This window comes from Christiangramia oceanisediminis (assembly GCF_022570735.2).
In the GTDB taxonomy this organism is placed as follows: Bacteria; Bacteroidota; Bacteroidia; order Flavobacteriales; family Flavobacteriaceae; genus Christiangramia; species Christiangramia oceanisediminis.
Map to the genome: position 1 here is coordinate 1,048,602 of NZ_JANCNS010000001.1, position 15,354 is coordinate 1,063,955.

Consider the following 15,354-nt stretch of genomic DNA (forward strand, 5'->3'; position numbering starts at 1 on the left):
AATCAGGAAAACGAAGAAAATGAAGAAGTTTTTTAATCTGAAATTGATACTTGCTGGCTTTGCGCTTATAAGTCTTCAGTCCTGTTTTGTGGCAAAGGATTATAATCAGCCTGAAGTAGTAGAAGAGGAGAGGTTCAGAACCGATAATATTGACCAGGACAGCCTGAATATGGCGAATGTTTCCTGGCGCGAACTATTTACAGATCCTGTACTGCAGGATCATATTGAAAAAGGCCTGGAGAACAATATAGACATCAGGGTAGCGCTGCAGCAGATCATCGCAGCCGAGGCGTATGTAAAGCAGGGAAAAGCAGGCTATCTACCCACTCTTGATGGGAATGCAACCTTCACTCACCAGGAACTATCAGAAAACAGCCAGTTCGGGTCCTTTTTCAGTTCGGTGAACCAATACGAAATAAGCACAGGACTTTCCTGGGAAGCCGATATCTGGGGAAAAATTCGCAGTCAGAAAAGGGCTTTTGATGCTCGTTATCTCCAGAGCCTTGCCGCCCACCAGGCTGTAAAAACCAGGCTGATCGCTGAGATCGCTTCCACTTATTACCAGTTGCTTGCACTGGATGAACAGATCAGGATCACCCAGGAAACGGTGGATACCCGCGAAAAAAGTCTCGATGTGACCCAGGCGCTTAAAGAAGCAGGTAATCTTACCGAGGTTGGGGTAAAACAAACCGAAGCACAATATTACACCGCCAGGGCCATTCTGATTGATCTGAAAAACGAGGAAAGATTGCTGGAAAATACCTTTTCTATCCTGCTGGGTGAAGCTCCGAAACAGATAGACCGGACCGAACTGGACGAACAGGAGATCACTACCGAGCTCAATATTGGGGTTCCGGTTCAATTATTACGGAACAGACCCGATGTCATGGCTGCCGAATATGAATTGATGAACGCCTTTGAGCTAACCAACGTGGCCCGAAGCAATTTTTATCCTTCCCTTACGCTTTCAGCTACCGGCGGACTTCAGGCACTGGAAGCAGAGGACCTGTTTAGTGTGAATTCTTTATTCGCCACGATCATAGGTGGACTTGCTCAACCCATCCTGAACGGGCGTCGTATCCGGACCGAATATGAGGTTTCACAAGCCGAACAGGAACAGGCAAGGTTGAGATTCCGTGAAGCGATCCTTACAGCCAGCAAGGAAGTCTCAGATGCGCTTTATTCTTACCAGGCTTCAACCGAAAAGATCGAAGTGAAACAAAAAGAATTTGAAGCTTATGACCTGGCTACGGAATATTCTGAAGAACTGCTTGTAAATGGTCTTGCCAATTACCTGGAAGTTCTAACAGCCAGGGAAAATGCTCTTAATTCCAGCCTGGATCTTACGAATGCACGCTTCAACCAGCTAAGATCTATCGTGGATCTTTATGAAGCGCTGGGAGGAGGCTGGCAATAAAAACTTTATAAATCGATAATTAGTTGAATGAGGACCCCAAGCCTAATGCGCGGGGTCTTTTTTAACCCTATCTTAAAGGTTTTCTGAAGCACAAAATCGTAAATTTAGGCTTAAAACCAGCAAAAATGAAAAGCAGTTTTAGTGAAATAATCAAAAGCGAAACGCCGGTACTGATCGATTTTCACGCCGATTGGTGTGGTCCCTGCAAGACCCTGGCACCAATATTAAAACAGGTAAAGGAAGAACTTGGAGACCAGGTAAAGATCGTAAAGATAGATGTGGACAAAAACCAGGAACTGGCAGGAAAATACCAGGTTCGCGGAGTGCCAACCATGATCCTTTTTAAAAATGGAGAACAGGTTTGGAGACAGTCTGGAGTGATGCCTGCAGAAGAGATCAAAAGTCGTATCACTTCAGCCTGATCACAGCTCGCTGAGGGGCGGAACTTTGAGTTCCTTAATATTCCAGTTGGCTAAGGAGGCCCCGGCCTGATAGGCACTTTCAAGAAAATCCAGCAGGGCTTTTCGTGGATTGTCCTTTTCCAGCAGATCGGAATAAGTGAGAATGGCCATGGGCGTACCATTATTCATTACCCAATTGGCTTCTTTTGGTTCTAACGGCTGGTTATCTAACCCTTCCGGTGATGGGAACGTATAAGAATAAAATGCAGGTTCCTGTACATTGTCATCCCCGGCCCAGAATCCAAAACTGATGCATTCATGGCTGTAAGCATCCTTATCTGATATTCGTGCCTCTTCCGGCATTGGCGGTGCTTTTTTACCAGAAAATCTTGTTACTGCAAGATCCATGGAATGCCAGTATAAATGAACCGGGCAGGTCTTACCGTAAAATCTTCCGCTGAATTCCTTAAAAACCCCATCTGTCCACCTGAAAGCTTTCCAGTAGGTTCTCACATAATCGGGATCGTAATGATGAAGATGTTTGATCTCTGAAAATTTATCTGCAATATCAAGATCATAAGGCCTGGAATTGATCTTTACGGGAATGCTCAGCTGATCCATGATCTCCATAAGACGCATGTAAAAGGTGCCTAGGTTCGTGCCTTCCTCCAGTGCAAAACTTTTTAGTTCACCCGTGCTTTTCCTCACCTGTATTTCATCATCCAGAACTTTTAAATTGATCGAGAAGGTTTCAAACCCATCCTTAATTGGAACAGGACCGGTGGTAAAGCCCTCTTCATTTACATATAATGTAATGTACCACCAGTGATTCTTCCTTGGCATGAAACACATCCTGATCTTGCCCATCATTTGAAACAATAGGTGCAGGCTTAGCTTCTCTTTTTCGTTACCAACATATTTGAAATCGGGCAATCTACTGGCTGTTTTCATCATTATTATTTTAAGGTTCCTCCTTTGGCCACCCACCATGGATGGACTTCTACGATTAGCCTGCCGGCCTGTACCATCGGGTCCAGCCTGGCAAGGCTATCGGCCTCTTCCAGAGTTGGCGTATTGTAAACCACAATCCCTCTAAGATCACCGTCTTCTCCCATGGGGCCAGTTAAACTGGTATAGCCCTCTTCGTACATCCTGGACAGGTGTGCCATATGTTGCTTTTGCAATTCAGCGGCTTCCGTTGAATCCTGGCTACGGGTAGGACCTGATTTTAAAAATACCATATAATATTGCTGCATTAAATAGGTGGTATCCCCATCTTTATAACTAAATGTCTGGTATCCATCTTTTTTTAAGCGAGCTTCCATTTCAGCGATATCATTTTTTACAAGGCTATCTGCTGGCCTGGTCCTTTCAGTCTCCAGGGAATTATTATTCTGTTCTTTCCCCTGGCAGGAAATTAAAGCCACAGCGGCTATTATCGTCCATATTTTCTTCATGATTTCCAGGTTTTAAATGGGTTGGTTAGCAGATTTGAATTATAATACTCAGCTTTTCCGGTGACTTCCTCTCCAAGCCAGTCGGGTTTATGGAAAATTTCTTCCTCGTCTTCGAGTTCTACTTCAGCGATCACCAGGCCTTCATTTTCATCATAAAACTCGTCAACTTCATAGGTATGATCGCCTTCTAACACCTCATATCGATTTTTTTCGATCTTTCCAGGCTCGCAGATCTTTAGAAGGATTCTTGCTTCATCAAGGGGAATTTCCTTTTCCCACTCGAAACGCGTCATACCATTTTCTGAAGATTTCCCCTTGATCGTCAAAGTGCCTTTTTGGTCATTGATCCTAACCCTAATGGTCCTTTCCGGGTCGGTATTGAGGTAAGCCTGGATGATTAGATATTTTCTATGGGCCAGATCCTTGAATTCATCAGAACGTACCAGGAATTTTCTTTCGATTTCTTTCATCTTATTTTTTGTGCTTAGAAGCTATATCTTTTATTTCATCAGATTCTATTCTTCCACTCTGGTACGGGTTATTTGCCAGGTAGATCATCGCATCTACGATGGTTTCGGGATGTATGCTTCGATATTTCTTTAATTTTCCAACCAGCAGGCGATCGCCTAGTGTCATGATCTTTTTCCAGGCGAATTCGAACGGCCTGCTTTCATCCCGATCACCCGAGATTAGAGAGGGTCTTAAAATATAGGTATGCGGTATTCCTTTTTCGATTACTGCACCTTCCATCTCGCCTTTTGTACGATTATAAAAGAACCGGCTCTCTTCATTGGCTCCCATGGAGGAAATGACCTGAAAAGTCTGGATATTATTCTTTTTTGAAAGTTTGGCTGCCGTTGCCGGAATACCAAAATCTACCATCCTGTAAACTTCTTCATCTGGAGTTTTCTTCTGGGTACTGCCAATACAACAAAAAACCTCGTCTGCCGTAAAAAGTTCGGTCAGGGTTTCCAGTTCAAATAGATCTACCAGGAATTCCTCGATCTTTTCATGTTTTCGATCTACATGTCTTCGGGTAAAGACCTTTATCCTGGTATATCGTTCATCTTCAATTAACCTATCCAAAAGAATACCTCCGGTTAATCCGGTTGCGCCAAGGATGATTGCGGTCTTATTCATGTTCCTAGAATCTTATTTATCGATTCTATAAAGTTATCAATTTTTCCAGTGGAATGTAGACTTACAACCTATGTTCAGAAACTGTAACTTTGAAACGTGAACTCCAACAGGAAAATCATTCATATTGATATGGATGCATTCTATGCTTCCGTAGAGCAACTGGATAACCCGGAATTGCGTGGAAAGCCTGTTGCCGTTGGTGGAAGTTCCCAACGCGGGGTGGTAAGCGCAGCCAGTTATGAAGCGCGGAAATTTGGCGTACGAAGCGCGATGAGCAGCGTGATCGCTAAGCGAAATTGTCCGGACCTGATATTCGTAAAAGCCCGATTTGAACGATACCGGGAGATCTCACAGCAGATCAGGGAAATCTTTTTTGAATATACCGACCTGGTGGAGCCGCTTTCGCTGGATGAAGCCTATTTAGACGTAACCGAAAATAAAAAAGGGCTGCCCAGCGCCACGCTTATTGCGAAACAGATACGGGATCAAATTAAGGAAAAAACGGGCCTGAATGCTTCGGCCGGGATCTCGATCAATAAGTTTATCGCCAAGGTGGCCAGCGATATCAACAAACCAAACGGACAAAAAACCGTGCCGCCGGAAGAAGTGCTTCAGTTTTTAGAAGACCTGGATATTCGAAAATTTTACGGAGTAGGAAAAGTAACCGCCGAGAAAATGTACCGCCTGGGCATTTTCAGCGGAAAGGACCTGAAGGAAAAAACCGAGGAGTATCTTACCGAGCATTTCGGAAAAAGCGGCAAACACTTTTATAACGTGGTGCGGGGAATTCACCTTTCCGAAGTAAAGCCGCACAGAATCAGGAAATCCCTTGGCGCAGAAAGAACCTTCAGCGAGAACATCAGTTCAGAGATCTTTATGCTGGAAAAACTGAAGAATATCGCTGAAGAGATCGAACGACGACTGAATAAAAGCCAGGTGGCCGGGAAGACGGTGACTTTGAAGATCAAATACAGTGACTTTACCCTGCAAACCCGCAGTAAAACCATAAATTACTATATTTCCAGTAAGGAACTGATCCTTGAACTCGCAAAAGAGCTGTTATACCAGGAAAAAATGAAGGATTCAGTTCGCCTGTTAGGCATTAGTTTATCCAATTTGAATACGGAAAAGGAAGATGAAAATGAAAAGAAGGAGATTTCGGTTCAGTTAAAATTCAAATTCTAAAGTTTCATGAAATACCCGCATCTTCTCTCGTGTATCTGGCTTGCGGCCTTATTCCTGTCCTGTTCCGAAGAAAAGACTTACCAGTTACCTGAAAATGCTGAATCGCTGCTTCACGGTGACAGTACCAAAACCTGGAAGATCGCCAGAAGATATAATAATGAGGTACGAATGAATATGGGACCCTGTTTTATGAGCTACCGGCAGAGCTTTAGCAAAGATCATCAGGTTAGCGATAACAATGCTGAAAATGACAATTGCGGACCAAGCCTTGTGGGAAACTGGGAATTTAAAAAAGGGGCAAAGGGCGATCCATATATCAAGATCAGCAGCCCTGATATTCCGGAATTACTGAATACAGATAAGGATTATAAATATTTCAAGATCCTGAAACTAAGTGCCGATACCCTGAAATTATCCTTTAAACACACCCAATACGGAAATACTTCGCGCACCATTACCGATATCCTGGTAAGAGAAGATCTCGACATAGGTGACCGGTATTTTCATCATTAAAATAATCATCCATGAAGAAAAGTATGCTGGTTAGTATCCTACTATTCGTATCGGTTACAGCGCTATTATCCGTAGGATATGATCATATTTTTGAGGGAAGCATAACCTATACTTGGATAGACTTAATTGGATCTATAATTGTTGGGACTGTAGTAACACTTCTTCTGTACTCCTTAGGCAAAAGATGGAAGGTGATTTACGACAATAAAAAACCGTAAGCAGGACTTACGGTTTTTTTAAATTTGATTAATTCTTCTGTTATTCGATCTCCGAAACCCTAAGTGTGTTCACCATTCCCTTGGCAGTAATAGGCATTGCCGCCAGGTTGATGGTAAAGTCTCCAGCCTCCACAAATCGATATTTCTTAGCAATTGCGCTAATATCCTCGATGGTTTCGTCGGTACTTACAAATTTATCATAGTAGAATGCCTTAACACCCCAAAGCAAACTTAACTGGTTCAGAATTCTGGTATTTGAAGTGAAAACCAGGATATGTGCCTCAGGTCTCCATGCTGAGATCTGGAAAGCGGTGTATCCACTATTTGTAAGAGTACAAATCGCCTTTGCCTTGATCTCGTTGGCCATATTGGCCGCGTGATAACAAACCGCCTTGGTGATATATCTTTTAGTTCTTACGTGAGGTGGCTCATGTGGCACTTTGATCAGTGGTGAATTTTCTACGGAATGTAGTATTTGCGACATCTTTTGGATCACCTGTACCGGGTACTGCCCTACCGAAGTCTCTCCCGAAAGCATTACCGCATCTGCCCCATCCATCACCGAGTTGGCAACATCATTTACCTCAGCCCTGGTTGGTGTAAGGCTGGTGATCATGGTTTCCATCATCTGGGTTGCGATGATCACAGGGATCCTTGCCTTTTTAGCGGTTAGTACCAGTTTTTTCTGAATCAATGGTACTTCCTGGGCAGGAATCTCAACTCCAAGGTCTCCACGTGCCACCATCAGTCCGTCGCAGTAAGCCACGATCTTGTCAATATTAGCGACTCCTTCCGGCTTTTCGATCTTCGCGACGATTGGAATTTTATACTTGCTATGTTTCTTGATCAGCTCCTGAAGTTCCATCAGGTCTTCAGCATGTCTCACAAAAGAAAGTGCGATCCAGTCTACCTGTAGTTCACAGGCGAATTCGGCATCTTTTACATCTTTCTCGGTCAGGGCCGGAAGTGAAATATTGGTATTTGGCAGGTTAACTCCCTTTTTCGATTTTAAGGGCCCTCCCTGTATTACTTTAGTTTTAACCTCGTTCTTCTTATTGGTAGATTCTACTTCGAAAATAAGCTTTCCGTCGTCCAGCAAAATTCGCTCCCCGGCTTTTACATCCTGTGGGAACGAATCATAGTTCATATAAACTCTTTTCGCGGTGCCCTTAAACTCCTCGCCGGTAGCAAAAGTAATTTCGTCGCCTTCATTCACCACTACCTCTTCCTTCATAACCCCAACCCGTAGTTTAGGCCCCTGAAGATCGGCAAGGATAGCGGCGTTAAAACCTTCCTCCTCGTTTAGTTCCCGAATCATTTTTACACGTTCCTTTACATCTTCATAATCGGCATGTGAAAAGTTAATTCGAAATACATTTACCCCTTCCTGCAGCATTCTCTTCAATACGTCTTTAGTGCTGGTTGCAGGGCCCAGAGTTGCGACTATTTTTGTTTTCTTGTTGGTAGGCATTATTCGAAAATTAGATTTTGTTTGGATTTAAGATTATCTACATCAATCGCATGTGCGGCCTGAACTCCAGGAATTTGCCCTATACTGTTGATCATTCTCAGGAATTCGTTTGTTGTTGCCTCTTCGCTTAGCTTCAAAAAATAATCAACCTTGTTATATTCGGGAACCAGGTAAACCTCTTGTGGAGATACCTCTTCTTCCCTGAATAGTGAACCAGACCTAAGCACCTTTACCGGTTTGCCTTTAAACTTGTTAGCTACAAGTTCAAATTTAAGGTAGGTGGCGGGATTCTTAAAAGAATACAGAGGATAGACAGCATTAAAAAGATTATGCATAAAATCTATATCCATCCGATCTCTTGTGAGCTTAAGCTTTAGATACTTATTTAAAAAAAATGCCATTTTGTATTCCTCCATAGAGGAATAAATAGCAATTAATTGAAAATGCTCATCTTCAACATCCAGAAGCACTTTATGCGATTGCATAAATTTAACTTTGAAGGCTAAAGATACTATTTGATTGACAATTTGAGGATAAAGCAGTCCTAAAATTCATAATTTTCTACGAAAACGTTTTAGTTCTCGTTAATTTCTTAAAAAATTATTCCATTTTTGTCTGCAGTGCGTAGTAAGCTCTTTTTGAGGCCTTTTCTTCGGCTTTTTTCTTGGAGGTCGCCCTGGCTTTTCCAACAACTTTGTCTTCTATCCAGAGTTTTACCCCAAAATGTTTTAATTCGTCGTTCCCGGTATCCTCATAGGTCTCATACTCAAAATCCTTTTTTTCTTTCTGACACCACTCTATCACCAGGCTTTTATAGCTGATCACCTTTCCTTCAAGTTGCTCGATATCCACGTAAGGATCTATTACCCTATCATAGATAAAGCGTTTGCAATATTTGTATCCCCGGTCAAGATAGATGGCACCCACCAGGGCTTCGAAAAGATTCCCATGAATGTTCACCCCAAATTGTTCCTTCGGAATATTGGTTTGAACATGATCTATAAGTTTAAGATCCTTTCCAAGTTCATTCAGGTGTTTACGGCTTACTACCTTGGATCTCATCTTGGTAAGATAACCTTCATTCCCCCCTGGAACCGCCTTAAATAGGTGAGAAGCAACTACGGCGCTCAGCATGGCATCCCCTAAAAATTCCATGCGTTCGAAATTAATCGCGTTGCCTTCAGAATCTCTTTGATTAAGGGAACGGTGGGTGAATGCTTTTTTATAATGAATGAGATTCTTGGGCTTAAACCCCAGGATTCCGGTAAGTATATTAAAAAAATTCCCGCCTTTACCAGAGCGGGAATTTAATATGTTACGAATAACGCTCATCGTTTATTCGTCGAATTTCTTAAAAACAACACAGGCATTATGACCTCCAAAACCAAAAGTATTGCTCATCACAATGTTGATATCTCTCTTCTGAGCCTTGTTTAGAGTAAGGTTCAATTCAGGATCTATATTCTCATCAACATGCTCGTGGTTGATGGTAGGCGGTACGATTCCATGTTTGATGGAAAGAATCGCAGCAATGGCCTCGATCGCACCGGCAGCACCCAACAGGTGGCCAGTCATGGATTTCGTGGAATTGATATTAAGGTTTTTCGCATGCTCACCAAAAACTTTCGTGATCGCCTTCAATTCGGCTACGTCTCCAAGAGGAGTTGAAGTTCCGTGAGTATTGATCGCATCAACATCTTCCGGTTTTAATCCTGCATTTCGAAGGCAGTTTTCCATCACCGCCACAACCCCATCACCTTCAGGATGAGGAGCCGTCATATGGTAAGCATCAGAAGAAAGACCTCCTCCTAAAACTTCGGCGTATATCTTTGCTCCGCGGGCTTTGGCATGCTCGTATTCCTCAAGGATAAGAGCACCACCACCTTCACCTAAGACAAAACCGTCCCGGGTAGAATCGAAAGGTCTGGAAGCTGTTTCCGGGCTTTCATTCCTGGTAGAAAGAGCGTGCATCGCATTAAAACCGCCCATTCCTGCCTGCGTAACTGCCGCTTCAGACCCACCTGAAACGATCACATCGCTATATCCAAGCCGGATATTGTTCAGTGCATCGATCATGGCATTAGCCGATGAAGCACAGGCTGATACCGTAGTATAGTTAGCTCCCATGAATCCATGTTTGATCGAAATATTGCCAGGGGCAATATCTGCGATCATCTTTGGAATAAAGAATGGATTGAAACGCGGTGACCCATCGCCAGTTGCAAAATTGATCACCTCATTCTGGAAAGTTTCCAGGCCTCCTATACCAGCTCCCCAAATAACTCCTACATGAAATTTGTCTACAGTATCCAGATCTATACCTGAATCCATAATGGCTTCGTCTGCAGATACCATCGCATACTGGGCAAACCGGTCCAGTTTCCTGGCCTCCTTTCGATCAAAATGATCTAAAGGATTGAAGTTTTTGAGTTCACAAGCGAATTTAGTCTTGAACTTTTCGGTATCAAAATAAGTGATAGGAGCACTACCACTTTTACCATTTACCAGCCCATCCCAATATTCATCAAGGTTGTTACCAATTGGGGTTAAGGCACCAAGGCCTGTAACTACAACTCGCTTTAACTCCATATGGTGTGTTAGTTTTTTATTTTTTTGCGTCTTCAATATATGAAATTGCCTGACCTACAGTGGCAATGTTCTCTGCCTGATCGTCTGGGATCTGGATATCAAACTCCTTCTCAAATTCCATGATCAATTCCACTGTGTCTAGTGAATCAGCACCCAAGTCGTTGGTGAAGCTGGCTTCGTTTACAACTTCGTTCTCGTCAACACCTAATTTATCAACGATTATAGCTTTTACTCTTGATGCAATGTCTGACATAATTTTTTATTTTAATTTTGATTAGGTGGCAAAAATAAAAAACTTTATTTTAAAACCGATTTTTCCTCTAAAAATGTGAGGTTAATTTACATAAAATTCATTGAAACGAATTAATTTTGCTTCCCAATAATTGTTAACACCCTTATTTTGAGTGACAAGCCGAAAGATTCCCCAAAAAAGATCGTCATATTTGCTTCAGGCTCTGGAACCAATGCAGAGAACATTATAAAATACTTTCAGAAAAACGATCAAATTGAAGTGGTGGCCCTTTTGTCTAATAACAGGTCTGCCGGGGCACTCAAAAAAGCACACCAATTAAATGTAAAAGCCCTGCTATTCGACAGGGAAGCGTTTTATGAATCCCACGAGGTACTCAATGTATTGAAGGATATCAAACCAGATCTTATCGTTTTAGCCGGATTTCTTTGGTTGTTGCCCTCCAACATCATTCGCAATTTCCCAAATAAGATCATCAACATCCATCCCGCTTTACTGCCAAACTACGGCGGAAAAGGAATGTACGGGAACCGGGTTCATGAAGCAGTGATCGCAAATAGCGAAAAGGAAAGCGGCATTAGTATACACTATGTAAATAAAGAGTACGATGAAGGGCAGATCATCTTTCAGAAAACCTTACCGATAAGCAGGCAGGACACCCCCGAAAGCCTGGCAGAAAAGATCCACGAACTGGAATACCGGCATTTCCCTGAAGTGATCGAAGATCTCCTAAACAACCAGCAATAGTGCAGGATTTCCAGGTTCATATGTATACCGATGGTGCAGCCAGAGGTAATCCTGGTCCTGGTGGCTATGGAATTGTAATGGAGTGGGTAGGAAAGCCATACCGAAAGGAATTTTCTAAAGGATATAAACTTACTACCAATAACAGGATGGAGCTGCTTGCCGTGATCGAAGGCCTTAGGAAGCTCAAAAAACCAGGAATTCATGTAAAGGTATTTACCGATTCCAAATATGTGGCAGACGCTGTAAACAAAGGATGGGTATTTGGCTGGGAAAAGAAATCTTTTGTGAACCGAAAGAACAGCGACCTGTGGATCGCCTTTTTAAAAGAATATCGCAAGCATCATGTGAAGTTTCAATGGATCAAGGGGCATAATGACCACCCGCAGAACGAACGTTGTGATGCGCTGGCAGTTGCTGCGTCCAAGCAAAAGAACCTACCGGTAGATGCGGGTTACTCCTCCTGAAAAATCAGGTGTAAATTCGGGTTTAGCGCTTGAAAAACAAACTGTATATTTGCAACTCATTTAAAAGCTGTTATGAGTAAATTATTGATTGTAGGAACCGTAGCCTTCGATGCCATTGAAACCCCATTTGGAAAAACCGATAAAATCCTTGGTGGCGCCGCCACTTATATAGGTCTTTCTGCTTCCCATTTTAACGTGGACAGCGCAGTGGTTTCAGTAGTAGGTGACGATTTTCCTCAAAAATACCTGGATCTTTTAACCTCCAACAATGTAAATATAGACGGAATTGAAATCGTAAAAGGAGGCAAAACCTTTTTCTGGAGCGGTAAATATCATAATGATCTGAATACCCGCGATACCCTGGACACTCAACTGAATGTTCTTGCCGATTTCAAGCCCGTAGTACCCGAAGCTTATAAGGATTCTGAATTCGTAATGCTGGGCAATCTTCACCCGCTGGTACAATTAAGTGTACTGGAACAGGTTGAAGATCCAAAACTGGTTGTACTGGACACTATGAATTTCTGGATGGACAATGCCCTGGAAGATTTGATGAAGGTGATCGCAAAGGTTGATGTGATAACAATAAATGACGAAGAAGCTAGACAACTTTCAGGAGAACATTCGCTGGTAAAGGCAGCCCGTAAGATCGAAAAGATGGGGCCTAAATTCGTGGTCATTAAAAAAGGAGAGCATGGAGCCCTGCTTTTCCATAAAGGACAGATCTTTTTTGCGCCTGCACTTCCGCTGGAAGAAGTATTCGACCCAACCGGGGCAGGAGACACCTTTGCCGGTGGATTCATAGGTTACCTGGCAAGAACGGGGGACATTTCCTTTGAAAATATGAAGAGTGCCATTATTTATGGTTCCAACCTCGCATCTTTTTGTGTTGAAAAATTCGGAACCGAAAGGATGGAAGTCCTTTCTGAACAGGAAATGAACGAGAGGCTTTACGAGTTCAAGACACTAACACAATTCGAAACCCAACTGGATTAATTTAACGCCCTGTAATTTCAGGGCTTTTTTTGTGACAAAAACAACAATATTCCTAAAAATCGGAAACTGAGTTATGAGTGATGCTTTAAAACACGAATGCGGAATCGCACATATTAGACTTTTAAAACCTCTTGATTACTATAAGGAGAAATATGGAACTGCATTTTATGGGATTAATAAAATGTATTTGCTGATGGAAAAACAGCATAACCGTGGGCAGGATGGCGCCGGTTTTGCAAGCATCAAACTCAACACCCTGCCAGGCGAAAGATATATAAGCCGGGTACGTTCCAATAAATCCCAGCCAATTCAGGATATTTTCGAACAGATCAACCAAAGGATCAACGAGGAAATAAAAGCCAATCCTGAGTATGCCGATGATACTGAATTACAAAAAAGACATATCCCCTACCTTGGCGAAGTGTTTTTGGGACATGTTCGCTATGGCACCTTCGGAAAAAACAATATCGAAAGCGTTCATCCATTTTTGAGACAGAATAACTGGATGCACCGAAACCTGATCGTTGCAGGAAACTTCAACATGACCAATGTAAACCGCCTTTTCAACAACCTGGTAGAGCTTGGTCAGCATCCTAAAGAACGCGCCGATACGGTTACCGTAATGGAAAAAATTGGGCACTTCCTGGATTCTGAAGTTCGTAAATTATACAAGAAATTAAAGAAAGAAGGATATTCTAAAGTTGAAGCATCACCCCTGATTGCAGAACAGCTTAATGTATCTAAAATCCTGAAGAAATCTTCCAAGAACTGGGATGGCGGGTATGCCATGGCCGGTTTAATGGGTCACGGAGACTCCTTTGTTCTTAGAGATCCTGCAGGAATAAGACCTGCCTACTATTATAAGGACGAAGAAGTGGTAGTAGTTGCTTCAGAAAGACCGGTTATACAAACGGTATTCAATGTGAATTTTGAAGATGTAACCGAACTACCTCCAGGACACGCCATTATCACTAAAAAGAACGGTAAGGTTAGCATCAAGAAGATCATCGAACCGCTCGAAAGAAAGGCCTGTTCATTTGAGCGCATCTATTTTTCGCGTGGTAGCGATGCAGAGATCTACCAGGAACGAAAAATGCTTGGAAGGCTGCTGATGCCAAAGGTGCTGGAATCCATAAACCACGATACGCTAAAAACAGTATTCTCTTTTATTCCTAATACGGCTGAAACTTCATTCTACGGAATGGTGGAAGCGGCCCAGGATGAATTGAACAAACAAAAGAATGAAGCGATCCTTGAGGAAAAAGAGACCTTAACCGATGCCAGGCTGCAGGAAATTCTTTCTCATCGACTGCGAACCGAAAAGATCGCCATCAAAGATGTAAAGCTGCGTACATTCATTACTGAAGACAGCAGCAGGGACGACCTGGTAGCGCACGTGTATGATGTTACCTATGGAGTGGTAAAACCAGACGATAATCTTGTGATCATTGACGATAGTATCGTAAGGGGAACCACCCTTAAAAAGAGCATCATTAAAATGATGGACAGACTCAAGCCACGCAAAATCATAGTGGTTTCTTCAGCTCCACAGATTCGTTATCCTGATTGCTACGGAATCGATATGGCGCGGCTTGAAGATCTGGTAGCATTCCGCGCTGCCCTTGAATTATTAAAAGCGGCCGGGAAATACGAGATCGTGGAAAAGGTCTATGAAAAATGTAAAGAACAGGTGGACCTGGACGATACCGAAGTAAAAAACTTTGTAAAAGAGATCTACGATCCATTCACCGATGAAGAAATTTCTGATAAAATTTCGGAGTTGTTATGCGATGAAGATGTGAATGCCGAGGTTAAGGTAATCTATCAATCGGTAGAAAACTTACATAAGGCATGCCCTAAGAATCTTGGAGACTGGTATTTTACGGGAGATTATCCAACGGCCGGTGGTAACAGGGTCGTGAACCGGGCCTTCATAAACTTTTTCGAAGGCAAAAAAGACCGAGCTTATTAAAAATCGGCCATTCAACTATTAATTATGCACTTCATCTAATATTCTTTGCATGAAGGTTTTTTCTGTCTACTTTAGTATTGCCATAACATAAGTAGGTTAAGTTCATGGTAGATTTGGGGCAAAAAAAGGTGGATGCAAATCCGCCTTTTTTTATTTGTAAATACTACACCGTTCCTGAATATCCTTTAAAAATTTTCTTCGTCCTTACAGACACTTTCAAGAATTGAATTTTAATTAAAATTATTGATTTTCAGTATTTTAACTAATTTATTTGCACTTGGTCTAAAAGCCGAAAATCGCAAAAAGATTCTTCTTATCTTTAAGATACCATAGCATAAGTAGGTTAAGTTCATGGTAGATTTGGGGCAAAGAAAGGTGGATGCAAATCCGCCTTTTTTTATGGAGTAAACTGAAATGATATTTAAGCCCTACCTAAACAACTTTCTGTTAAACAGCACTTTACCAATTTTTTGAGCCGTTCATCTAAAAGTTTGAAAGTCGACGATCTTTCTGCGTATATTCGGTAGACCATAG

17 protein-coding genes are annotated in these 15,354 nt (G+C 42.3%); 8 read left to right on the plus strand and 9 right to left on the minus strand.

The genetic code is table 11. The features are described from left to right. Window positions 1-19: 19 nt before the first annotated feature. Together MKO06_RS04670 and trxA are read left to right on the plus strand one after the other, a co-directional pair. Window positions 20-1,417, plus strand: coding sequence for an efflux transporter outer membrane subunit (locus MKO06_RS04670; protein ID WP_241549498.1), 1,398 nt, complete (start codon window positions 20-22; stop codon window positions 1,415-1,417). A 125-nt stretch (window positions 1,418-1,542) separates the two neighbouring features. Beyond that, entirely contained in the window at window positions 1,543-1,839 is a 297-nt protein-coding gene (gene trxA, locus MKO06_RS04675; protein ID WP_156280427.1) for a thioredoxin, read from the plus strand. Here the strand turns inward: trxA and MKO06_RS04680 are convergent, their stop codons facing one another. The 4 genes from MKO06_RS04680 to MKO06_RS04695 are packed head-to-tail and all read right to left on the minus strand — an operon-like array spanning window position 1,840 to window position 4,415. Beyond that, window positions 1,840-2,772, minus strand: a complete 933-nt coding sequence (locus MKO06_RS04680; protein WP_241549499.1) for a DUF5996 family protein — start codon at window positions 2,770-2,772, stop codon at window positions 1,840-1,842. It abuts the gene before it with no gap. 2 nt (window positions 2,773-2,774) lie between these two features. Continuing rightward, window positions 2,775-3,275 (minus strand): YciI family protein, encoded by a 501-nt coding sequence (locus MKO06_RS04685; protein WP_241549500.1) that lies wholly within the window; start codon window positions 3,273-3,275, stop codon window positions 2,775-2,777. Further along, window positions 3,272-3,745, minus strand: a complete 474-nt coding sequence (locus MKO06_RS04690) for a CYTH domain-containing protein (protein WP_241549501.1) — start codon at window positions 3,743-3,745, stop codon at window positions 3,272-3,274. Before MKO06_RS04690 ends, MKO06_RS04685 begins: the two co-directional genes overlap by 4 nt. 1 nt (window position 3,746) lies before the next feature. Next, window positions 3,747-4,415, minus strand: coding sequence for an NAD(P)H-binding protein (locus MKO06_RS04695; protein WP_241549502.1), 669 nt, complete (start codon window positions 4,413-4,415; stop codon window positions 3,747-3,749). A 96-nt stretch (window positions 4,416-4,511) separates the two neighbouring features. Here MKO06_RS04695 and dinB point away from each other — a divergent pair, with 96 nt between their 5' ends. Both dinB and MKO06_RS04705 read left to right on the plus strand, forming a co-directional pair. Further along, window positions 4,512-5,600 (plus strand): DNA polymerase IV, encoded by a 1,089-nt coding sequence (gene dinB / locus MKO06_RS04700; RefSeq protein WP_256946154.1) that lies wholly within the window; start codon window positions 4,512-4,514, stop codon window positions 5,598-5,600. 6 nt (window positions 5,601-5,606) lie between these two features. Next, the gene (locus tag MKO06_RS04705; protein ID WP_241549504.1) at window positions 5,607-6,113 is read left to right on the plus strand and encodes a lipocalin-like domain-containing protein; all 507 of its coding nucleotides are present in this window, start codon (window positions 5,607-5,609) and stop codon (window positions 6,111-6,113) included. 258 nt (window positions 6,114-6,371) lie between these two features. Here MKO06_RS04705 and pyk read toward each other — a convergent pair whose 3' ends face one another. The 5 genes from pyk to MKO06_RS04730 all read right to left on the minus strand — a co-directional run bounded on the left by pyk (window position 6,372) and on the right by MKO06_RS04730 (window position 10,644). Beyond that, the gene (pyk, locus tag MKO06_RS04710) at window positions 6,372-7,802 is read right to left on the minus strand and encodes a pyruvate kinase (protein ID WP_241549505.1); all 1,431 of its coding nucleotides are present in this window, start codon (window positions 7,800-7,802) and stop codon (window positions 6,372-6,374) included. Beyond that, window positions 7,802-8,287 carry an IPExxxVDY family protein gene (locus MKO06_RS04715; RefSeq protein ID WP_241549506.1) on the minus strand — a complete coding sequence of 162 codons (486 nt, stop codon included), beginning with the start codon at window positions 8,285-8,287 and terminating at the stop codon, window positions 7,802-7,804. The genes pyk and MKO06_RS04715 overlap by 1 nt, the downstream gene beginning before the upstream one ends. Before the next feature lie 115 nt (window positions 8,288-8,402). Next, the gene (gene rnc / locus MKO06_RS04720) at window positions 8,403-9,134 is read right to left on the minus strand and encodes a ribonuclease III (RefSeq protein WP_241549507.1); all 732 of its coding nucleotides are present in this window, start codon (window positions 9,132-9,134) and stop codon (window positions 8,403-8,405) included. 3 nt (window positions 9,135-9,137) lie between these two features. Further along, complete coding sequence (gene fabF, locus MKO06_RS04725) at window positions 9,138-10,391, minus strand: beta-ketoacyl-ACP synthase II (RefSeq protein ID WP_241549508.1); 1,254 nt, start codon at window positions 10,389-10,391, stop codon at window positions 9,138-9,140. Between the two features lie 16 nt (window positions 10,392-10,407). After that, complete coding sequence (locus MKO06_RS04730) at window positions 10,408-10,644, minus strand: acyl carrier protein (RefSeq protein ID WP_013069791.1); 237 nt, start codon at window positions 10,642-10,644, stop codon at window positions 10,408-10,410. Between the two features lie 147 nt (window positions 10,645-10,791). Between MKO06_RS04730 and purN the strand changes: the two genes are divergently transcribed. From purN to MKO06_RS04750, 4 genes are all read left to right on the plus strand, one after another. Further along, entirely contained in the window at window positions 10,792-11,388 is a 597-nt protein-coding gene (gene purN / locus MKO06_RS04735; RefSeq protein WP_241549509.1) for a phosphoribosylglycinamide formyltransferase, read from the plus strand. A 20-nt stretch (window positions 11,389-11,408) separates the two neighbouring features. Continuing rightward, entirely contained in the window at window positions 11,409-11,852 is a 444-nt protein-coding gene (gene rnhA, locus MKO06_RS04740) for a ribonuclease HI (protein ID WP_279346167.1), read from the plus strand. A gap of 72 nt (window positions 11,853-11,924) precedes the next feature. Continuing rightward, entirely contained in the window at window positions 11,925-12,848 is a 924-nt protein-coding gene (locus tag MKO06_RS04745; protein ID WP_241549511.1) for a PfkB family carbohydrate kinase, read from the plus strand. A 73-nt stretch (window positions 12,849-12,921) separates the two neighbouring features. Continuing rightward, window positions 12,922-14,820 (plus strand): amidophosphoribosyltransferase, encoded by a 1,899-nt coding sequence (locus MKO06_RS04750; protein WP_241549512.1) that lies wholly within the window; start codon window positions 12,922-12,924, stop codon window positions 14,818-14,820. Window positions 14,821-15,354: the final 534 nt, after the last annotated feature.